General features: G+C 61.4%; 16 protein-coding genes. 10 read left to right on the forward strand and 6 right to left on the reverse strand.

The features are described 5' to 3' along the window. Window positions 1-834: 834 nt before the first annotated feature. Complete coding sequence (locus B0G75_RS25210) at window positions 835-1,362, reverse strand: hypothetical protein (protein WP_181309339.1); 528 nt, start codon at window positions 1,360-1,362, stop codon at window positions 835-837. Window positions 1,363-1,541: 179 nt separating this feature from the next. Between B0G75_RS25210 and imuA the strand changes: the two genes are divergently transcribed. Genes imuA through B0G75_RS25225 form a run of 3 tightly spaced genes read left to right on the forward strand, consistent with a single transcriptional unit; the run spans window position 1,542 to window position 7,724 of the window. Next, window positions 1,542-2,381, forward strand: coding sequence for a translesion DNA synthesis-associated protein ImuA (gene imuA, locus B0G75_RS25215; protein WP_106311963.1), 840 nt, complete (start codon window positions 1,542-1,544; stop codon window positions 2,379-2,381). Then, window positions 2,281-4,062 carry a DNA polymerase Y family protein gene (locus B0G75_RS25220; RefSeq protein ID WP_106311966.1) on the forward strand — a complete coding sequence of 594 codons (1,782 nt, stop codon included), beginning with the start codon at window positions 2,281-2,283 and terminating at the stop codon, window positions 4,060-4,062. Before imuA ends, B0G75_RS25220 begins: the two co-directional genes overlap by 101 nt. Window positions 4,063-4,067: 5 nt before the next feature. After that, a complete protein-coding gene (locus B0G75_RS25225) occupies window positions 4,068-7,724 on the forward strand; it encodes an error-prone DNA polymerase (RefSeq protein WP_106311969.1) in 3,657 nt (1,218 codons plus the stop codon). 119 nt (window positions 7,725-7,843) lie between these two features. On the opposite strand, the gene B0G75_RS25230 is transcribed toward B0G75_RS25225, so the two are convergent. Together B0G75_RS25230 and B0G75_RS25235 are read right to left on the reverse strand one after the other, a co-directional pair. Then, a complete protein-coding gene (locus B0G75_RS25230) occupies window positions 7,844-8,764 on the reverse strand; it encodes an SDR family oxidoreductase (RefSeq protein ID WP_106311972.1) in 921 nt (306 codons plus the stop codon). Between the two features lie 11 nt (window positions 8,765-8,775). Beyond that, window positions 8,776-9,015: a heavy-metal-associated domain-containing protein gene (locus B0G75_RS25235; protein ID WP_106311974.1), complete on the reverse strand. Its 240-nt coding sequence runs from the start codon at window positions 9,013-9,015 to the stop codon at window positions 8,776-8,778. 123 nt (window positions 9,016-9,138) lie between these two features. On the opposite strand from B0G75_RS25235, the gene cueR reads away from it, so the two are divergent. The 4 genes from cueR (at window position 9,139) to B0G75_RS25255 (ending at window position 12,061) form a co-directional block, all read left to right on the forward strand. After that, on the forward strand, window positions 9,139-9,561 hold the full coding sequence (gene cueR, locus B0G75_RS25240; RefSeq protein WP_106311977.1) for a Cu(I)-responsive transcriptional regulator: 423 nt from the start codon (window positions 9,139-9,141) through the stop codon (window positions 9,559-9,561). Window positions 9,562-9,865: 304 nt separating this feature from the next. Continuing rightward, complete coding sequence (locus B0G75_RS25245) at window positions 9,866-10,012, forward strand: DUF3563 family protein (protein WP_012432419.1); 147 nt, start codon at window positions 9,866-9,868, stop codon at window positions 10,010-10,012. Window positions 10,013-10,238: 226 nt separating this feature from the next. Next, window positions 10,239-10,583: a hypothetical protein gene (locus B0G75_RS25250; RefSeq protein WP_106311980.1), complete on the forward strand. Its 345-nt coding sequence runs from the start codon at window positions 10,239-10,241 to the stop codon at window positions 10,581-10,583. A 437-nt stretch (window positions 10,584-11,020) separates the two neighbouring features. Continuing rightward, on the forward strand, window positions 11,021-12,061 hold the full coding sequence (locus B0G75_RS25255) for an ABC transporter substrate-binding protein (RefSeq protein WP_106311983.1): 1,041 nt from the start codon (window positions 11,021-11,023) through the stop codon (window positions 12,059-12,061). A 190-nt stretch (window positions 12,062-12,251) separates the two neighbouring features. On the opposite strand, the gene B0G75_RS25260 is transcribed toward B0G75_RS25255, so the two are convergent. After that, window positions 12,252-13,097 carry a 23S rRNA (adenine(2030)-N(6))-methyltransferase RlmJ gene (locus B0G75_RS25260; protein WP_106312447.1) on the reverse strand — a complete coding sequence of 282 codons (846 nt, stop codon included), beginning with the start codon at window positions 13,095-13,097 and terminating at the stop codon, window positions 12,252-12,254. 218 nt (window positions 13,098-13,315) lie between these two features. Continuing rightward, window positions 13,316-14,287 (reverse strand): aldo/keto reductase, encoded by a 972-nt coding sequence (locus tag B0G75_RS25265; protein WP_106311986.1) that lies wholly within the window; start codon window positions 14,285-14,287, stop codon window positions 13,316-13,318. Window positions 14,288-14,509: 222 nt separating this feature from the next. On the opposite strand from B0G75_RS25265, the gene B0G75_RS25270 reads away from it, so the two are divergent. The 3 genes from B0G75_RS25270 to B0G75_RS25280 are packed head-to-tail and all read left to right on the forward strand — an operon-like array spanning window position 14,510 to window position 16,793. After that, window positions 14,510-15,307 (forward strand): 3-hydroxybutyrate dehydrogenase, encoded by a 798-nt coding sequence (locus tag B0G75_RS25270; RefSeq protein WP_106311989.1) that lies wholly within the window; start codon window positions 14,510-14,512, stop codon window positions 15,305-15,307. Between the two features lie 10 nt (window positions 15,308-15,317). Beyond that, window positions 15,318-16,556, forward strand: a complete 1,239-nt coding sequence (locus tag B0G75_RS25275) for a patatin-like phospholipase family protein (protein ID WP_106311992.1) — start codon at window positions 15,318-15,320, stop codon at window positions 16,554-16,556. A gap of 24 nt (window positions 16,557-16,580) precedes the next feature. Next, complete coding sequence (locus tag B0G75_RS25280) at window positions 16,581-16,793, forward strand: hypothetical protein (RefSeq protein WP_106311995.1); 213 nt, start codon at window positions 16,581-16,583, stop codon at window positions 16,791-16,793. Here the strand turns inward: B0G75_RS25280 and B0G75_RS25285 are convergent. Then, window positions 16,778-17,977: an amino acid aminotransferase gene (locus B0G75_RS25285; protein ID WP_106311998.1), complete on the reverse strand. Its 1,200-nt coding sequence runs from the start codon at window positions 17,975-17,977 to the stop codon at window positions 16,778-16,780. The two genes, B0G75_RS25280 and B0G75_RS25285, sit on opposite strands and share 16 nt — an antisense overlap. Window positions 17,978-18,125: the final 148 nt, after the last annotated feature.

Here is an 18,125-nt window from a genome sequence, read left to right on the forward strand (position 1 = left end):
GTAATCGTCAGGCTCCCCAGCAGCATCAGAAACCCCACCCCAAAAAGGTGGGGTTTCTGCGTTTACCCCGCCGCCATACACGCAACAATCCCGCGTGATCAGCCGCCTTCACTCCCTGCCCAGCCGCAACGCGTTCGCGTAGCCCGTCAGCCTTTAGTCCTTGACATCTTTTCTGCATCCATACTCGACCCCTCAATCCATCCCTTCACAACCGTCCAAGCCGAAGCTAAATAGCCGTTTTTCAACAGCCACAAAGGCTTTTATAAAGTAAGCGTCATGGCAGTACCGTCTTCACGGGGGCTGCAACGCTGCCAATCTGGTTTCCATTAGAATTTGATGGGGACCAGATTGATGGAAGCGAAGGCAAGAGGTCGCAGGCCGGATCGAAGAACTACTCGCATGAGTTCCGGGAAGCGGTCGTGGCAAAAGACGACGATCCAGCGCGTATGGTCTGAACGCCAACCTGATTTCGCGCTGGCGCCGCATCCATCAACAACCGGAACTGGTCGGGTCCGCGTCAGTTGCTTGCAGAAACGTTTCTTCCGGTACAGCTTCCAGCCGAACCGAAGACGCCCTGGTCATTGTCATTGAGCTTGGCACTTTGCGTGTTCGCGTCGAGGGTCCGCTGGAACTCGGGGTACTGCAAACAGTGTACGGACCTCGGCGTGATTGACCTGCCAGCAGGCACACGTATATGGCTAGCAGCAGGCGTGACGGATTCAACGGTCTCGCGGCGAAGGTGCAAACGGCGGTCGAACGTGATCCGTTCTGCGGTGCTGCGCGTTTGTGTTTCGCGACAAGCGCAGGAGTCTCGTGAAATAGTGCATCCTTAAGTCAGAAGCCGGGCAGTTTGAGTGACTTATCTGCCTCCTGCCGGGCCTTGAAGTGAGGTGGGCGCCGTCCCTTGATAGCCCGTACACCTTCCCTGACGGCTTCGGAATCGATTGCAGCAACAGGGACCTGCCAGGGCGCCGAAGGCATGAGCTGGGTCACAGGCAGTACTCCCTCACGTATCAGTCGGTGAATCGAGCTCCCATAGATTCCCTGTCGTCGTGATGCCTCTTCCACGCTGATCGTCTCCGCATGTGATGCCATCGGATCGAATGGCGCAATTCCTAGCCGTTCGCGCAGTTCGGTAACACCGACCGTGGCCCAGGTCTTGCCGTCTGGCGATTTGCCTCGCATGCGGTTCATGGTCACCGCAAGCGCCCTGTCCGGCCACTGCCCGCCGGGCTTGCGCATGACCTCAACAGCACTGAAGTGTTGGCTGGATGGATATCGACCAACATTTACCCGTGCGACGCCACCCATCCAATGAATCGTGGCGACCCCTTCATTCGTGATGTCGTCCAGATCAATCACGACTTACGTCCTAAAAAGCATTCATCACTTCCTCAAACCCTTCCTGCGATATTCAGGCAGCATCCCTCCGTCTTAACATTCACTCCAAAATACTGTATAAATATACAGTGAAAACTCGTCACCCCACGCTTGCTCGATGCCGGGCAGGGCGGAGCATTCCCTAATTCAAGAGCGTGTCTATGGCAGCAGCGATTCAGCTTGCGACGTCCGCCCTGTCGTCCCAATTACGGCGTCAGGTGTGGCAGGGCAATGAGCTTGCCGAGGCAGACTCGCGTGTGATTTCCAGCGGCTTTGCCGCGCTGGATTGTTTGTTGCCGGGGCAAGGCTGGTCAGCCGGCGGTCTGACGGAATTGTTGATCGAGCATGGTGGAGTGGGTGAAGTACGTCTGCTAGCCCATGCGCTGTGTCATCTGACGAAGCACGCCAAGCGGCATGTCATGCTCGTGGCGCCTCCGTATCAGCCATGCGCTGCCGCATTGAGAGCCTGGGGTGTCGATGTCGAGCGAGTCTTATGGGTGCGCTCGAGTGAAGATCAGGCCTTGTGGGCCGCCACTCAGGCCTTGAAGCAGGATGGCATCGGCGCGGTCCTGGTTTGGCTGCCGAATGCGCGCGCCGACAAGGTCAGGCGTCTGCAAGTGGCGGCTCAGGAGTCGGCATCGCTGGCATTTTTGATCCGGCCTGTCGAAGCCGCGGCGCAATCTTCCCCGGCGCCATTGCGAATGATTTGCGAGCCGCTCTTGCCGGCCAATGCGCAGACGATCAACCGTCGTCAATGGCTACAGGAGATTGGCTTGTCGATCGACATCTTCAAGCGTCGCGGGCCGCCGCTAGCCGAGCCTCTTCGTCTCGTTTTGCCTTTACAAAGTGTCTTGTTGCCGGAAAACGGAGTCGGTGGCCATCAAGGGCCAGAGATTAAACATGCTGTGGATCGCAGTCACATTGCCACTCTTGTCGCTGGAAGCGGTGAAGCCTCTCGCGCCGCTCCCGGATGGTTCGCTCGCGAAGCCGAATCGGCGTGAATCGCGCGACGAGACAAGCCAACTTCACGATGCCGACAACATCGTCGTAGGGCGTTGTTACGCGCTAGCCGACCACGCGCACATTCTGATGCCGGATTTCGACGCACTGCGCGCCGGCGTGCACGCGGGTCATTCGCGTTCGTACGCCTTGGCGTTGGCGCCGGGGCTCGAACTGCTTGCCGCCGACGCCGCCCGCGAAACTCAGGCATTCGAAGCCATAGCGCTTGCCTTGCTGACGTACACGCCGAAAGTGTCGCTTGCCGAAGCGCATACCCTGTTGCTGGAAGTCGGCTCCGGGTTGAGGTTGTTCGGCGGCTTGCGCGCGTTGTTGTCGCGGGTGTCGGCCACGGTGGCGGAATTCGGCTACACGGCGCGCATCGCCTGTGCGCCGACTGCCTGGGGAGCGTGGCTATTGGCGCAGGCCCGTGCCGTTCGGCAGAAGAATCGCTGGCACGTGATCAAGGAGACGTCGCTTGCGCGTGTCCTCGATGGTTTATCGGTATCGCTGCTGCCGGTCACGCCAGCGCATCGCGATGCGCTGGCGCACGTCGGCTGCACGACGCTGGCCGATTTGCGTCAATTGCCGCGCTCCGGTGTCGTGCGACGTTTCGGCAGCGGCATTCTGGATTTGCTGGCACAGGCGTATGGCACGCGCCCGGATCCACGCGAATCGTTTCGTGCGCCGGCGTCGTTTCATGCGCAACTGGAATTGCCCTCGCGGGTCGACAACGCGGATGCCTTGCTGTTCGCCGCGCGTCGGCTGATCGTGCAACTGGCCGGCTGGCTGAGCGCGCATCACGCGGCGCTCAGCGGCTATACGTTGCTGCTCGAGCATGAGTTGGCGTCCCGTCATGCGCCGACGACATCGAGCCTGAAGGTCGCGTGGGCCATACCGTCGCGCGATGCCGATCATCTGATCTGGTTGCTGCGGGAAAAATTGAATCAGACCGTGCTGGCGGCACCGGTCATCGAGTTGAAGCTGGTTGCGGATCAAATCGGCGAATATGCCGGGCAGTCGGACACCTTGTTTCCCATGCCCGAATCCGATGGCGATTCGATTGCGCGTCTGCTCGAACGCCTGAGCGCGCGATTGGGGCCGGAGAATGTGCTGCAGATGTCGGTGCAGGACGATCATCGTCCCGAGCGGGCAATGCGCGTCGAAGCCTACGAGGCGCAAGCGTTTTCGCGCAAGAAGCGTTCGCCGGCGAAAGCCCGGACAAAAATTAAAGCAGACAACGCCTGGCTGACCGACGCATTGCAGCACGCCGCATCGGCTGAAGAGGGGCGCACAGACAACGATGCGCTTGCGCGAGTGGCACTAGCGACACAAGCAGCCCAACAGCTAAACGAAACAGCCAACGCGAAAAACAATCGCCTATCCGACTCCCAACCGGCCGATACCCAAACCTCGCTCGATCTACCCGACAGTGCGTTGCCGTCGCAGCCTCGCCCGGTCTGGATGCTCGATAAACCGCTGCGCCTGATGATGCGCGACCAGCGGCCCATCTATCGTCGGCCACTGAAAATGCTCACGCGCACCGAGCGGATCGAAGCAGGGTGGTGGGACGGCAACCGGGTAGAGCGCGATTACTATGTCGCGGCCGACGACCGGGGCCATATGTTCTGGGTATACCGCGAACGCCTTAACGGCGAGTGGTATTTGCAGGGTTTGTTCGGCTGACCATCATGCCACTAACCCAGCCGTCATTCCTCGCGCAGCAGCCACTCGCCACTCAGTTGCCGGCGTATGCGGAATTGCATTGCCTGACTAATTTCTCGTTTCTGCGGGGCGCGTCGCATCCCCATGAACTCGTCGAGCAAGCGATGTCGCGCGGCTACAGCGCGCTCGCCATCACCGACGAATGCTCGTTGGCCGGGGTCGTGCGCGCTCACACGGCGTTGAAGGAAATCAAAACGGAGCGGGAGCGTCAGCAGAAAGAGCGCGAGGACAAGGCAAACACTGCGCAATCGGAAGCGCCTTCGGAAGACGCGACAAAAATCGAAGCGTCGCAACAGGAAACCGCGCAACAGGAAACCGCGCAACAGGAAACCGCGCCACAGGAAACCGCGCCACAGGAAACCGCGCCACAGGAAACCGCGCCACAGGAAACCGCGGAAGCCGAGGCACTAAAACCCCTCCCTCACCTGATCATCGGCAGCGAACTCAATCTGACCGACGAAACCGGCGCTCCCTTCTGCACCCTCGTTGCGCTAGCAACCAACCGCAACGGCTACGGCAACCTTTCCGAACTGATTACGCTAGCCCGCTCGCGCGCGGACAAAGGCAGCTATCGCCTCGGTCCGTCCGACTTCACCGACTCCTTACCCCATCTGGCGCATCTAAAAACCTTACCCGATTGCGTCCTGATGCTTGTGCCGCAGCGCGCGGCGACGCTCTCGCATACGCTGCGTTGCGCGCATTGGCTCGCCTCGTTCGCTGCACAAAGGGCGTGGATCGCGCTCGAACTTTGGCAAACGGGCAGCGACGATCTTCAGATCGACGCCTTGCGCATGATTTCAAAAACGAGCGGTTTGCCGCTGGTCGCGGCAGGCGGCGTTCTCATGCATGCCCGATCGCGCAAGCCGTTGCAGGACACGATGACCGCCATCGGCCTCGTCACGCCGCTATCGCAATGCGGCCATGCGCTCGAGGCGAACGCGGAGCGGCACATGCGTACGCGTGTGCGGCTTGGCAAACTATATCCGCGCGATACGCTGGAAGAAACGCTGCGTATCGCCGCGCTATGCCGTTTTTCGCTCGACGAACTCAAGTACGAGTATCCCGAGGAACTCGTGCCTGCCGGCGAGTCGCCGTCGAGTTATCTGCGCAAACTGGTTATGGCCGGCGCGATGGAGCGCTGGCCCAAGGGCATCGACCTGAAGCGAATCGGTCAGATCGAAAAGGAGTTGGGGCTGATTGCCGATCTGAAATACGAAAAGTATTTTCTGACGGTGCACGATATCGTGAGTTTCGCGCGCTCCAGAAACATTCTGTGTCAGGGGCGAGGGTCAGCGGCGAATTCGATCGTTTGTTATTGCCTTCACGTGACGGAAATCGATCCGGTGCACATGAACATGCTGATCGAACGCTTCATCTCGCGCGCGCGCAACGAGCCGCCTGATATCGACGTCGACTTCGAGCATCAGCGGCGCGAAGAGGTCATTCAATATATCTATACGAAGTACGGCCGTCATCGGGCGGCGCTGACTGCGTCGCTGATTACATATCACGCGCGTAGTGCACTGAAGGACGTCGGCAAGGCGCTGGGTCTCGAGGTGTCGTTGATCGAGCGGATCAGCAAGTCACAACAATGGTGGGACGGCACGGATGCGGTCGCCAAATATCTGGCCGAAGCGGGCTTCGACGCCAATTCGCACATCACGCGGAATCTGATTCGTCTCACGAAGGAGTTGCGCGCTTTCCCGCGTCATCTGTCGCAACACGTCGGTGGCTTTGTGATCGCGAAAGACAAACTGTCGCGACTCGTGCCGATCGAGAACGCGACGATGAAAGACCGCAGTGTGATCGAGTGGGACAAGGACGATATCGACGCGCTCAAGTTGCTGAAAGTCGACGTGCTGGCGCTCGGCATGTTGTCGGCGATCCGGCGCGCGCTGGAATTCGTCGCGTTGAGGCGCGGCTTTCCGAAGTTCAGGGTGCAGGATATTCCGCGCGAGGATCGCGCCGTCTACGAAATGTGCGGCCATGCCGATACGATCGGCGTATTCCAGATCGAATCGCGTGCGCAGCAAAGCATGTTGCCGCGCCTGAAGCCCAACAAGTACTACGATCTCGTGATCGAAGTGGCGATCGTGCGGCCCGGGCCGATTCAGGGCGGTATGGTGCATCCCTATCTGCGCCGCAAGCAGGGGCTCGAGGCTGTCGACTACGCGAAGGATGAATTGCGTCCCGTGCTCGAACGTACGCTCGGCGTGCCGATTTTCCAGGAACAGGTCATGCATCTGGCGATGGTTGCGGCGAAATATACCGGTGAGCAGGCCGATCAGTTGCGGCGCGCGATGGCCGCATGGCGGCGCAGCGGCAACCTCGCGAAGTATCAGAAGGATTTGAACGAGCGGATGCTCAAGCGTGGCTATGAACAGGAGTTCATCGACCGCATCTGCAAACAGATCGAAGGCTTCGGCGAATATGGTTTTCCGGAGAGCCATGCGGCGAGCTTCGCGCTGCTCGTCTATCTCAGCGCATGGTTGAAGCGCTATGAACCGGCTGCTTTTCTGGCGGGTTTGCTGAACAGTCAGCCGTTGGGGTTTTATTCGCCGTCGCAACTCGTTCAGGATGCAAAGCGTCACGGCGTCGAGGTGTTGCCGCCCGACGTGACCTTGAGCGATTGGGAGTCGACATTCGAGAGGCGTGGTCATGAAGGACAGCGGATCTCAGCGGACGAAACCTGTTTGCATCGTCAGCAAGCCGTACTATCCGCGCAGCAATTGCGCGATCTTTCGCTGCGGCGTCTGACGGTGAGCAGGACGGTCCGGCGCGCGGCGCAGCGATTGACTGCCCGCGTGTTTCAATCGTCGAACACTTATGGCGCGCGCGGCCCCGCTGTGCGCATCGGCATGCATCTGATCAAGGGCTTCTCGCAAGCGGCGGCCGAACGCATCATGACCGCCCGGAACGAGGCGCCGTTTACCGATGTCGACGATCTGGCGCGCCGCGCGGCCCTGACGCGGCGCGATCTCGAAGCGCTTGCCGCGGCGAACGCGCTGGTCAGTATCGCGGGACATCGACGCGAAGCGTGGTGGGCCGTGACGGCGCAGCACTCGGTGCCCAAACTGCTGCGCGATGCGCCGATCGCCGAAGCGCCGCTAATGTTGCCGCAGGCAGCTGAAAGCCGCGAAATCGTCGACGACTACGCGAGCCTTGGCCTCACGCTCAATCGTCATCCGCTCGCGCTATTGCGTGCACGCCTTGCCCAGCATCGTTTTCGCACGGCCGCCGAACTCGCCGCGTGTCAGCATGGCACGCTGGCGCGAGCGTGCGGCATCGTCACTGTGAGGCAGCGGCCGGGCACGGCAAACGGCACGGTGTTCGTTTCCATCGAAGACGAGACCGGTTCGATCAATGTGATCGTCTGGCCGTCACTGGTGGAAAAGCAGCGCAAGGTTTTGCTGGGCGCATCGTTGCTGGCGGTCTACGGCGTTTTGCAGCGCGACGACGGCGTGGCGACCGGCGGCGACAATGCCGGCGACGGAATGAGCGCGAATCAGGCTAAGGCGAAACGGAAAAACAAGGGCGAGGTGATCCATCTCGTCGCTCATCGCCTCGAAGACCACAGCGAATGGCTGGGTGAACTGGCCACGGCGAGCCGCGATTTTCATTGAGGGCGGTTCGCGGTGGCAAGCGCACCGGCTCGACGTAAGGCCGTCGCGCCGGCGCGCATCGATCGAATAACAACGCGGGCGGCTCGCTGCGCTCAACCCTACCTGCCAGACAAAACGTTTTATGCGTGTGCGGCGCCGCGCCACGGAAACGCCGCTAACACTTGCCGAATCGCCGTATCGAACGGCGTGCGCCGGCCTATGCCGAGCGCCTCGAGGCGGCTCGAAGCCAGGTGGCAGTTATGTGGCCGAGGCGTCGAATCGGCCGGCGTAGCTTGCGGCGTCAGATGCGCGTCGAGTTGCAGCGCTTCGGCAAGGCGCACGGCGATCTCGTACTTGTTCATCGGTTCGTCGCTGGACCATTGCACGATGCCGCGAATCGCGTCGCCCTGCGCATGCCGTTCAAGCATCTGCCGGATCACGAACGCGACGTCCGGCGTGAAGGTGGGGTAACGGATCGCCCATGCATCCATGACGGCGGGTTTGCTCCCCGGCGCCGCCGACCCGGCGATCGCAGGCACGAGACTCGTCACGGCCGACTCCGCCCAACTGACGATCGGCCCGTACAGCAGCGGCAGACGCAACACGCAACCGAGGTCAGTCGATTCAGTCAGCGCGTGCTCGCCTTCAAGCTTGCTATGCCCATAGGCGTTGAGCGGCGCGGGCACGGAATCGTGCTGGTAGGGCGGGTGCGTGCCGTCGAACACATAGTCGGTAGAGATCGACAGCGTCCATGCGCCGCGCCGGTTTGCCGCCGAGGCAAGGGTGCGCACCGCATCGACATTCAGCGCGCGCGCCAGCGCGGGATCATGCTCGCACACGTCCGGCCGACGCTCCGCCGCGGCAATCACGAGTGCGTCCGGCGCTTCGCGTTCGACGAACTGCTCCACCGCCCGCACGTCGCGGATATCCAGCGCGACCTTGCCCGGCGCCGGCCGGCTGAATGCTGTGGCGACGACTTGCCAGTCGCTCTGCTGCGCCAGTTCGTCGACGAGCGCGCGGCCAAGCAGCCCGGAGGCACCAATGACGGCAACTTTGAACATGATGAACTCGCTTAACGGGCCGCGCCGGGTGAACCGCTGGCCGTGCCGCTTGTGATGCCCGTCACGGTGTAGCCGGCTTCGTCGATGGCAGCCTTCAGCGTCTCGGCCGGTTGCGCCGATTCCACCGCGACGCGCCCGGACGCCAGATCCACGCGGACTTGCGCGCCGTTATCGTGTTCGCGGATGGCGTTCGTGACCGCCGTCACACAATGCTGACAGCTCATGCCTTCTACCTGGAATTCGATCGTCATCGGGATTGCCTCGGGAAAATGGATAGTGCGACGGTTGAATTATGCCTGCCGATCCGCAATTCAGTGGGTGACCTTCCCACCATGGGAAGGTGTACGATCGACGCACACACTGGAGAAACGGTCATGAATATCGGTGAAGCGGCCCGCGCGTCGGGCCTCACGGCGAAAATGATCCGCTACTACGAGAGTGTCGGCTTGCTGGCGGCGAAATCGCGTACCAGCGCCAACTATCGCGTATACGGTCCGCAAGAGGTTCACTCGCTGCGCTTCATCCGCCAGGCGCGCCGGCTTGGTTTTCTGATCGAGGATATCCGACGGCTGCTTGCGCTGTGGCACGATCGCTCGCGTGCTAGCGCGGAGGTGAAGACCATTGCGCTGGAGCACGTCGCGGAACTTGACCGCCGCATCGCCGAACTGACCGACATGCGCGACACGCTGGCGCATCTCGCCGACCACTGTCACGGCGACGACCGTCCCGATTGTCCGATTATCGAGCGCCTCGCCGACACTGATCTGGTTTCGGGGCAAGGTTGTCATCGGATTTGAGATTGTGTTTTGCCAAAGGTGCAACCTTATGCTTCGATTTGTCGCAACCACAGGGGTGTTTGCACCAATATTGGGCTAAACAATATAGGGCGACATCGATTGAAGCGAAAAACGACTCTCAAATTGAGTTAAATCAGTCACTTGCGCGCACCAAGCGCGTGCACCATTCCAAATCGGAATGCACGTCATGCGGGCATTTCACTAGCCAAGTTGCACCGTAGGACTATAATCAGGGTTAACCCTTTTACGGGAAATCCCTGATGCCCAATCCACCGGGGATTCAATCTGATCCTTGGAGAACATCATGTTTGCATACGTACTTGAAAAGCTGAGCACCTGGTTTGAAACCGCTGAACGCACCCGTCGCGAAGCCTATTTGGCATCGTCGTCGGACATCGTCCAGCTCGAACAGCGTATCCGCTCGCTCGAAACCAACGGCTACTCGCTGTAAGTTTCATCGGCATCGCGTTTGACCCGGCGGCGTTCATCGCGGCCACGGCAGTAAAAGCGTCAAGCCCCGTCTATGCGGGGCTTTGTCACATCTGGACTGCGAGTATTCAGTCGGACGGCGCTTGAACGCTACGCGTGGCGAATATCGACTAGCCTCGCGGCGACCGTCGCGGTAAGGTAAAGCGTTTTCGCGAAATCCGGCTTTCCCACACTCAACCGGTCCGCCCATGCCACCTGTCCGCCCGCTCATATCCATTCTGGCCGTGACCATTGCAGCCTCGCTGAGCACGGCCTTCGCCGTGTCGACCGCTTATGCGGCGTCGGCCAGCGCGCGTAAGCCGGTGATTCTCGACTCGCAGAATGGCATCAATGACGGCCAGAGCGGAACCGTGCTGCAGACCGCGCCGCTTTCGCATCAGCCGATCGTCGAAGCGCAGCCCATCGCGACGCCGGCCGAGCTGGCGCCGAATTCGTCGATTCCGATCGTCGTGGCGCCTTATATACAGTTGCCCACAGGAGGAGGTACGTTGCCGCCGCAACCGCAGCCTCGTCCAGCGCCTCGGCCGAAATAGGCGCTCTCAGTCTCCGGCTCAGATCCCGTCACCGCTGGCGACGGTCCGCGCCAGCGCAACCGCAGCGTGGTCTAGCGCCTCGGCTTGGCAATGCTGGAGACGCGACTTCTCACGGCAGTGCTTCCCATCTTAGTCAATGCCTGTGCGTGCATGGCCAACCCGCCGACGTACGGGTGCCCGCCTGAGCGTCACTTGGTTGACCCAATTTCTCCTCCTCTTCGACCAACGATAACAGCGTGGCCTTGAGCGCGAGCGCACACAACGAATCTACAACTCATGCGCCGACGCGTCGCGTGCGCCATTGGGGTTTGGGCGCATGGCGCGGGCGCAACCGTCCGACGACAATCATCGCGCGCGGTCTCTCGCCAGCGATTCCGGACTACACATCAAGCCCGGCACGACCGCATCGAACGAAAAACAGAACAAGGAGACATCGAATGCCGACTCACTGGATGCGACAGGCCGCCGGCGCCTGCGTTACGCTGCTTGCGCTGGCCGCGCTGCCTGGCGCCGCGCTTGCCAAAGACACACCGGAAAAACCTGCGCTGACCATGGCCGTTGGAGGTCTGCCGGGCCTTTACTATCTGCCGGTGCTCGCCGCGCAACAGTTGGGCTACTTCAAGGACGAAGGACTTGACGTCACGCTCGAGGATTTCGCGGGCGGATCGAAAGCATTGGAAGCGGTCGTGGGTGGTAGCGCCGACGTGGGCGCCGGCGCGTTCGAGCACACGCTGTTCATGCAGGAGAAAGGGCAGCACTACCGGGCGTTCGCGCTGATGGGGCGCGCGCCGCAAATCGTCGTCGCGGTGCTGAAATCGAAGGCCGATCAGTTCAAGACTCTGGCGGACTTCAAAGGCGCCAAAGTCGGCGTGAGCGCGCCGGGTTCGTCGACGGATCTCGTGCTCACCGTGGCTTTGCGCAAAGCCGGCGTGCAGCGCAACGAGATTTCGGCGATCGGCGTGGGCAGCGGCGCCTCCGTGCTGGCCGCGGTAAGCGGCGGCCAGATCGACGCGCTTTCCAACGTGGATCCGATGATAACCAAGCTGGCGCGCAGCGGCGCGATCAAGGTGCTGGTCGATACGCGTACGGTGAAGGGCACGCAGGAGGTATTCGGCGGTACGATGCCGGCGGCGACGCTTTATGCCTCGGACAATTTCATCCAGAAGTATCCGAAGACGACGCAGGCGCTCGCCAATGCCATCGTGCGCGCGGATCACTGGCTGCAGAGCGCGAGCGACGCCGATCTGCTGAAGATGGTGCCGCCGGCCTATTTGCTCAACGATTCGGCGCTCTATGTGGAGGCCTTTCACAACGTGCGCGACGCTTATTCGCCCGACGGCTTGATGCCTGCGGACGGCCCGGCGACATCGTTGCGCGCATTGTCCTCGTTCGATAACCGGCTCGATCCGAAAAAGATTGACCTGAACGCGACGTATACCAACGACTTCGCCCGAAAGGCCGCCGCGCAGCTCAAATAGTCGGTGGCTTGGGCTGACTGAGCAACTCGACGGGCCGCGCGCGTGGTGCGCGCGTGGCCGGCGAAAACAACGCTAGCCCAGCTCGGCGAACTGTGTACGCTCGGAGGCCGCAAAGGGTCGGAGGCCGCAAAAGCGTGAAGGCTGCAAAAAGCTCGCGGCCAACAAAAGCTCGCAGCCCACAACAAGAAACTCAGTCGCCGCGATACTCCACCTTAAACTGCGCGGCCTTGTCTTCACCGAGTGCCTTGACGAGCCAGGGCATCTGGTCCTTCAGCGTTTTTGCCAGCGTATACGGCGGGTTCAGAATGAACATGCCGCTGCCGAAGAGCCCAAAACCATCCTCCGGCGGATTGCTGACAGTCAGGCTCACGTGCAGCCAGTTCTTGTCCTGCAACTTCTTCAGCTGGTCGGGGAAGCGCTGCGATTCAGGGCGCCTCACCTGCGGATACCAGACGGCATAAGTGCCGGTCGGAAAACGCTTCAGGCTTTCTTCGACGCAGCGCAGCGTGCGGATGTAGTCACGCTTGTCCTCATACGATGGATCGAGCAGCACCAACGCCCGGCGCGGGGCCGGCGGCAACAAGGCAAGAATGCCGTCGAAGCCGTCGCCCGCATACAGCATCGCGCGACGGCCCGCGTCGCGGAAATTGTGGCGCAGCACGTCGATTTCGGTGGTGTGCAGTTCGAACAGGCGCATGCGGTCCTGTTCGCGCATCTGCCGCCACGCGATATACGGCGAACCGGGATAGAAACGCAACTGGCCGTCCGGATTGAGCGCGCTCACTTCGTCGACGTAGTCGGCGAACATCGGCGGCAGGTCGTTGCGCCCCCACAGTTTGCCGATGCCGGTCTGGAACTCGCCGGTTTTGGTCGCGTAACCTTCCTTCAGCGAGTAGACACCGGCGCCCGCATGCGTGTCGATATACCAGTAGGACTTGTCCTTCTGGCCAAGGTAGCGCAGAAGCTGCAACACGACGGCGTGTTTCAGAACGTCGGCGTGATTGCCTGCATGAAAGGCGTGGCGGTAGCTGAGCATGATGAGGAGACGCTGAAAGAGGGCATGCCGCTCCAGGGCGGATTCGGCGATGCGGATGCAATGCGGCTGCACAATGGGCATACGGCGCCGGTGTGCAGCGCGGTCGCGTATTGTACGCGACGCCGCGTTGCACACCGCGCATTGCAGCGGGCTGCACGCGTAACGCGGCCATGGCCGCAGTGCCGCCACGGCCATGTTACGCGCTCACCCGAGTCCGCTCAGTCGTGCGCGTCGCCGATGATTTCCTCGATTCGCGTTTTGATTTCCGGAGTGATCCGCTCGGCCACGTCGGCGGACTTCATGTTCTCGCCGATCTGTTCGACCCGCGACGCACCCGTTATCACGGTACTGACATTCGGATTCTTCAGAATCCAGCCAATGGCGAGTTGACCGATCGTACAGCCTAACTCGTCCGCCACTTCGCCGAGCTTGCCGACCACGTCGTTCTTGCCCGCGTCGGTGACCTGCTTGCGTAGCCAGTCGTAACCCTGCAATTGCGCGCGGCTGTCGGCCGGCACGCCGTCACGGTATTTGCCGGTCAGCAAGCCGGATGCGAGCGGGCTCCAGGTAGTCAGCCCGAGGCCGATATCCTCGTAAAGCCGCTTGTATTCCTCCTCGACGCGCTTGCGATGGAACAGGTTGTACTGCGGCTGTTCCATGACCGGCTTGTGCAGATGATGCCGCTCCGCGATGTCGTAAGCGGCGCGGATTTCATCGGCGCTCCATTCGGACGTGCCCCAGTACAGCGCCTTGCCGCGAGTGATCATGTCGCTCATGGCCCAGACGGTTTCCTCCACCGGCGTGTTCGGGTCCGGACGATGACAGAACACCAGATCGACATAATCGAGTTGCAGCCGTTTGAGCGACGCGTCGATCGCGTTCAGCAGATATTTGCGGTTCAGCGTGTGGCACTGGTTTGGTGCTTCCGCGAGTCCCCAGAAGAATTTCGTCGACACCACGTAGCTCACGCGTGGCCACGCCAGTTCCTTGAGCGCCTGGCCCATGATTTCTTCGGATTTGCCGCCGGCGTACACCTCGGCGTTGTCGAAGAAGTTGACTCCCGCGTCACGCGCTGCCGCGAGCGATTCGCGCGCCGCGTGAGTGTCCACCTGATTGCCGTAGGTGACCCACGAGCCGATGGACAGTTCGCTGACTTGCAGGCCGGACCGGCCCAGACGTCGATAATTCATGCATTCCTCCTTGTTGGTGATGCCACCGGAATTCTGCCGAAACGTCCAGTTTAAAGAGATACGCTTCGACGCGCAGTTTACCGATGCAGTTCACGCGGTTCATGCACAATAGCAGCGTTGGCCGCAGTGCAGCATTCGGCCAGACGGCCTATGTCGTCTGGCTGACTTCCCGCCGCCCGCGGCCCGTGGTCTCATTGCTCACCAACTGCATGGAGGTTATGGATGTCGTCAACGAACACGAATCTGAATGGCAAGGTTGCGGTTGTTACGGGCGCCGCAAGCGGCATCGGCAAGCAGATTGCGCTGACTCTTTCCGCAGCAGGCGCGGCTGTCGCGATCGCCGACCTGAATCAGGACGGCGCGAACGCCGTCGCTGAAGAAATCAAAAAGGCCGGCGGCAAGGCAATCGGCGTGGCGATGGACGTCACGAACGAAGACGCCGTTAATCAGGGCATCGACAAGGTGGCGGCGGAACTCGGCTCGGTCGATATCCTCATTTCGAACGCCGGCATCCAGATCGTCAATCCGATCGAAAACTATTCGTTTTCGGATTGGAAGAAGATGCAGGCGATCCACGTGGACGGCGCCTTCCTGACCACCAAGGCCGCGCTCAAGCACATGTACAAGGACGATCGCGGCGGCATCGTGATCTACATGGGCTCGGTCCATTCGCACGAAGCGTCGCCGCTCAAATCGGCCTATGTGACGGCCAAGCACGCGCTGCTGGGTCTCGCGCGTGTGCTGGCTAAAGAAGGCGCGAAGCACAACGTGCGCTCGCATGTGGTGTGTCCAGGTTTCGTGCGCACGCCGCTCGTCGACAAGCAGATTCCCGAGCAGGCCAAGGAGCTGGGCATCAGCGAGGAAGACGTGGTCAAGCGCGTCATGCTGGGCGGCACGGTCGACGGTGTCTTCACCACGGTGGAAGACGTCGCGCAAACGGTGCTGTTCCTGTCCACGTTCCCGACGGCGGCGCTGACCGGCCAGTCCTTTATTGTGAGCCACGGCTGGTACATGCAATAAGGAGGTGCCTATGGCGCAACGCAATCTCAAGCGGGCGCGCGTCGGCGCGCCCGGCGACGGGGAAGGCGAGGGCGCCGGTCCGGCGCCCTCCGCGCATCCCGGCCGGCACCTCCAGTTGCCCAAGTACGAAACCATCGCCTTGATGCTGCAAGGCGGGGGCGCCTTGGGCGCCTATCAGGCCGGTGTCTTTCAGGGACTTTACGAGGCCGGCATCGAGCCGAACTGGCTGGCCGGCATTTCGATCGGCGCGTTGAATACGGCAATCATCGCCGGCAATCCGCCTGAAAAGCGCGTTGAACGGCTGTTGCAATTCTGGGAGACGATCTGCCAGCCGGCCTTCGGGCCGCCGCTGCCTGCGTTTATCGAGCACGCTCTCTTCAATTCCAGCGACGCCGTACGCAAGGCCTTTACGGCAACGCAGGCCGTGGGCGCCATCGTCGAGGGGCAGAAGGGCTTTTTTGTGCCGCGCTTCCCACCGCCGTTGCCCACGGTATCCGGGCCGCCGCAATTGGCCAGCTATTACGACACCACGCCGTTGAAGGCCACGCTCGAAGCGTTCTGCGATTTCGACCGGATCAATTCGAAGGAAATGCGCGTCTCGGTGGGGGCGGTCAATTGCGGCACGGGAAATTTCGCGTACTTCGATAACACGCATACAACGCTCAGGCCCGAGCATTTCATGGCGTCAGGCGCGTTGCCGCCCGGTTTCGCTGCGGTCGAGATCGACGGTCAGTACTACTGGGACGGTGGCTTGATGTCGAACACGCCGCTCTATGAGGTGATCCAGTCCACGCCGCGTCGCGACACGCTCGCCTTTCAGGTCGATCTCTGGAGCGCGATCGGACCAGTGCCGGACAACATCACCGATGTGCAAGGGCGCATGAAAGACATTCAGTATTCGAGCCGCACGCGTCTCGTGACCGATATGCTGCAGCGGTCGCAGCGTTTCCGGCATGTGTTGCGCGAGGTCCTGGATCGCGTGCCGTCCGATCAGCGTGACGACCCGTGGTGCAAGTTGGCCGAGGATCTGTCGTGTTCGAAGCGCTACAACGTGGTCCATCTGATCTACCGGCACAAGGAATACGAAGGTCACTACAAGGACTTTCAGTTCGGCCTGTCGACGATGCGTGAACATTGGCAAAGCGGTTTGGAGGACATCCGCCATTCGCTCGCGCAACCCGATTGGCTTGACATGCCGGATAACGACGCGGGCTTTGTCACGCACGATATCCATCGGGATGCACGCTGAAGGAGTCACGAGTCTGAGTAGCGCGTGACCGAAGTGGGTCGCGGCAATTGTGGCAATCCTTGCGGTATCGAAGCGGCTTTGTTCGAGCAACAAGCAACCAGCAACAAGCGCGTTGCAAACCGCCATCGGGCCACAAACAAAAACGGCGCCCTGAAAGGGCGCCGTTTCCACAACCAGTTCCAGCAGAGCGCGTGCAATGAATGCCCGCGCCCGCCAATGCCTTACTTCAGCACGTGAGCGACCGCGTTGGCCACCACGTCGAGGTTGCGCGTATTCAGCGCAGCTACGCAGATGCGACCGGTGCTCACCGCGTAGATGCCGAACTCTTCACGCAGACGGTCCACTTGCGGCGCCGTCAAACCCGAGTACGAGAACATGCCGCGTTGCGCGTTCACGAAGCTGAAATCGCGATCCACGCCGCTCGCCTTCAGGCGTTCGACCAGACCGTTGCGCATGGCGCGAATACGGTCACGCATTTCAGCCAGTTCGGTTTCCCACGTGGCGCGCAGTTCCGGCGACGCGAGCACGGCCGCGACCACCGAGCCGCCGTGCGTCGGCGGGTTCGAGTAGTTCGTGCGGATCACGCGCTTGAGTTGCGACAGCACGCGAGCGGCTTCTTCCTTGCTCGCCGTGATCACCGACAGCGCGCCGACGCGCTCGCCGTACAGCGAGAACGACTTCGAGAACGACGACGACACGAACACGTTCAATTCCGACGCTGCGAAGAGACGCACGGCTGCAGCGTCCGCTTCGATGTTGTCGCCGAAACCTTGATAAGCGATATCGAGGAACGGCACCAGGTTGCGCGCCTTCACCACTTCGACGATCTGCTTCCATTGCTCGACGCTCAGGTCCACGCCGGTCGGGTTATGGCAGCACGCGTGCAGCACGACGACGGTGCCTGCTGCGTAGCTGTTCAGCGCGCTCAGCATGGCGTCGAAATTCACGCCGTGGGTGTGCGCGTCGTAGTACGGATACGACACGACTTCGAAGCCTGCGCTTTCGAACAGCGCACGGTGGTTTTCCCAGCTCGGATCGCTGATCGCCACCTTCGCGTTCGGGTTCAGGCGCTTCAGGAAGTCCGCGCCGATCTTCAACGCGCCCGTGCCGCCCAATGCCTGCGCCGTCACGACGCGGCCCGCTGCGATCAGCGGCGAGTCATTGCCGAGCAGCAGTTTCTGCACGGCGGCATCGTAAGCGGCAATGCCTTCGATCGGCAGATACCCGCGCGGCAGCGCAGCTTCGACGCGCGCCTTTTCGGCGTCGCGCACGGCGCGCAGCAGCGGAATCTTGCCTTCTTCGTTGAAATACACGCCGACGCCAAGGTTGACCTTGGTGGTGCGCGCATCGGCGTTGAAGGCTTCGTTCAGGCCCAGAATCGGGTCGCGGGGAGCAAGTTCGACGGCGGAGAACAGAGACATGATGGGTGGGCAGCAGTAGTGAGAAGAGGGCGGCTTCGATCGCGGACGGCCGGGCCAGCGGCGTCCGACGCAAAACGTGGACGCGCTGCGGGCGACGGCGACCGAGCGCAGCTTCGCATTGTAACGAATTCGCGCCCGTTTTTCGGAC

This window comes from Paraburkholderia sp. BL18I3N2 (assembly GCF_003001875.1).
GTDB lineage: Bacteria > Pseudomonadota > Gammaproteobacteria > Burkholderiales > Burkholderiaceae > Paraburkholderia > Paraburkholderia phytofirmans.

Coding starts and splice junctions, on each gene's coding strand:
- B0G75_RS25275 (WP_106311992.1), top strand. CDS start 15,318: ATGGCGCAACGCAATCTCAAGCGGGCGCGCGTCGGCGCGCCCGGCGAC.
- B0G75_RS25220 (WP_106311966.1), top strand. CDS start 2,281: ATGCTGTGGATCGCAGTCACATTGCCACTCTTGTCGCTGGAAGCGGTG.
- B0G75_RS25230 (WP_106311972.1), bottom strand. CDS start 8,764: ATGTTCAAAGTTGCCGTCATTGGTGCCTCCGGGCTGCTTGGCCGCGCG.
- B0G75_RS25245 (WP_012432419.1), top strand. CDS start 9,866: ATGTTTGCATACGTACTTGAAAAGCTGAGCACCTGGTTTGAAACCGCT.
- B0G75_RS25255 (WP_106311983.1), top strand. CDS start 11,021: ATGCCGACTCACTGGATGCGACAGGCCGCCGGCGCCTGCGTTACGCTG.
- B0G75_RS25265 (WP_106311986.1), bottom strand. CDS start 14,287: ATGAATTATCGACGTCTGGGCCGGTCCGGCCTGCAAGTCAGCGAACTG.
- imuA (WP_106311963.1), top strand. CDS start 1,542: ATGGCAGCAGCGATTCAGCTTGCGACGTCCGCCCTGTCGTCCCAATTA.
- B0G75_RS25250 (WP_106311980.1), top strand. CDS start 10,239: ATGCCACCTGTCCGCCCGCTCATATCCATTCTGGCCGTGACCATTGCA.
- B0G75_RS25225 (WP_106311969.1), top strand. CDS start 4,068: ATGCCACTAACCCAGCCGTCATTCCTCGCGCAGCAGCCACTCGCCACT.
- B0G75_RS25235 (WP_106311974.1), bottom strand. CDS start 9,015: ATGACGATCGAATTCCAGGTAGAAGGCATGAGCTGTCAGCATTGTGTG.
- B0G75_RS25260 (WP_106312447.1), bottom strand. CDS start 13,097: ATGCTCAGCTACCGCCACGCCTTTCATGCAGGCAATCACGCCGACGTT.
- B0G75_RS25270 (WP_106311989.1), top strand. CDS start 14,510: ATGTCGTCAACGAACACGAATCTGAATGGCAAGGTTGCGGTTGTTACG.
- cueR (WP_106311977.1), top strand. CDS start 9,139: ATGAATATCGGTGAAGCGGCCCGCGCGTCGGGCCTCACGGCGAAAATG.
- B0G75_RS25285 (WP_106311998.1), bottom strand. CDS start 17,977: ATGTCTCTGTTCTCCGCCGTCGAACTTGCTCCCCGCGACCCGATTCTG.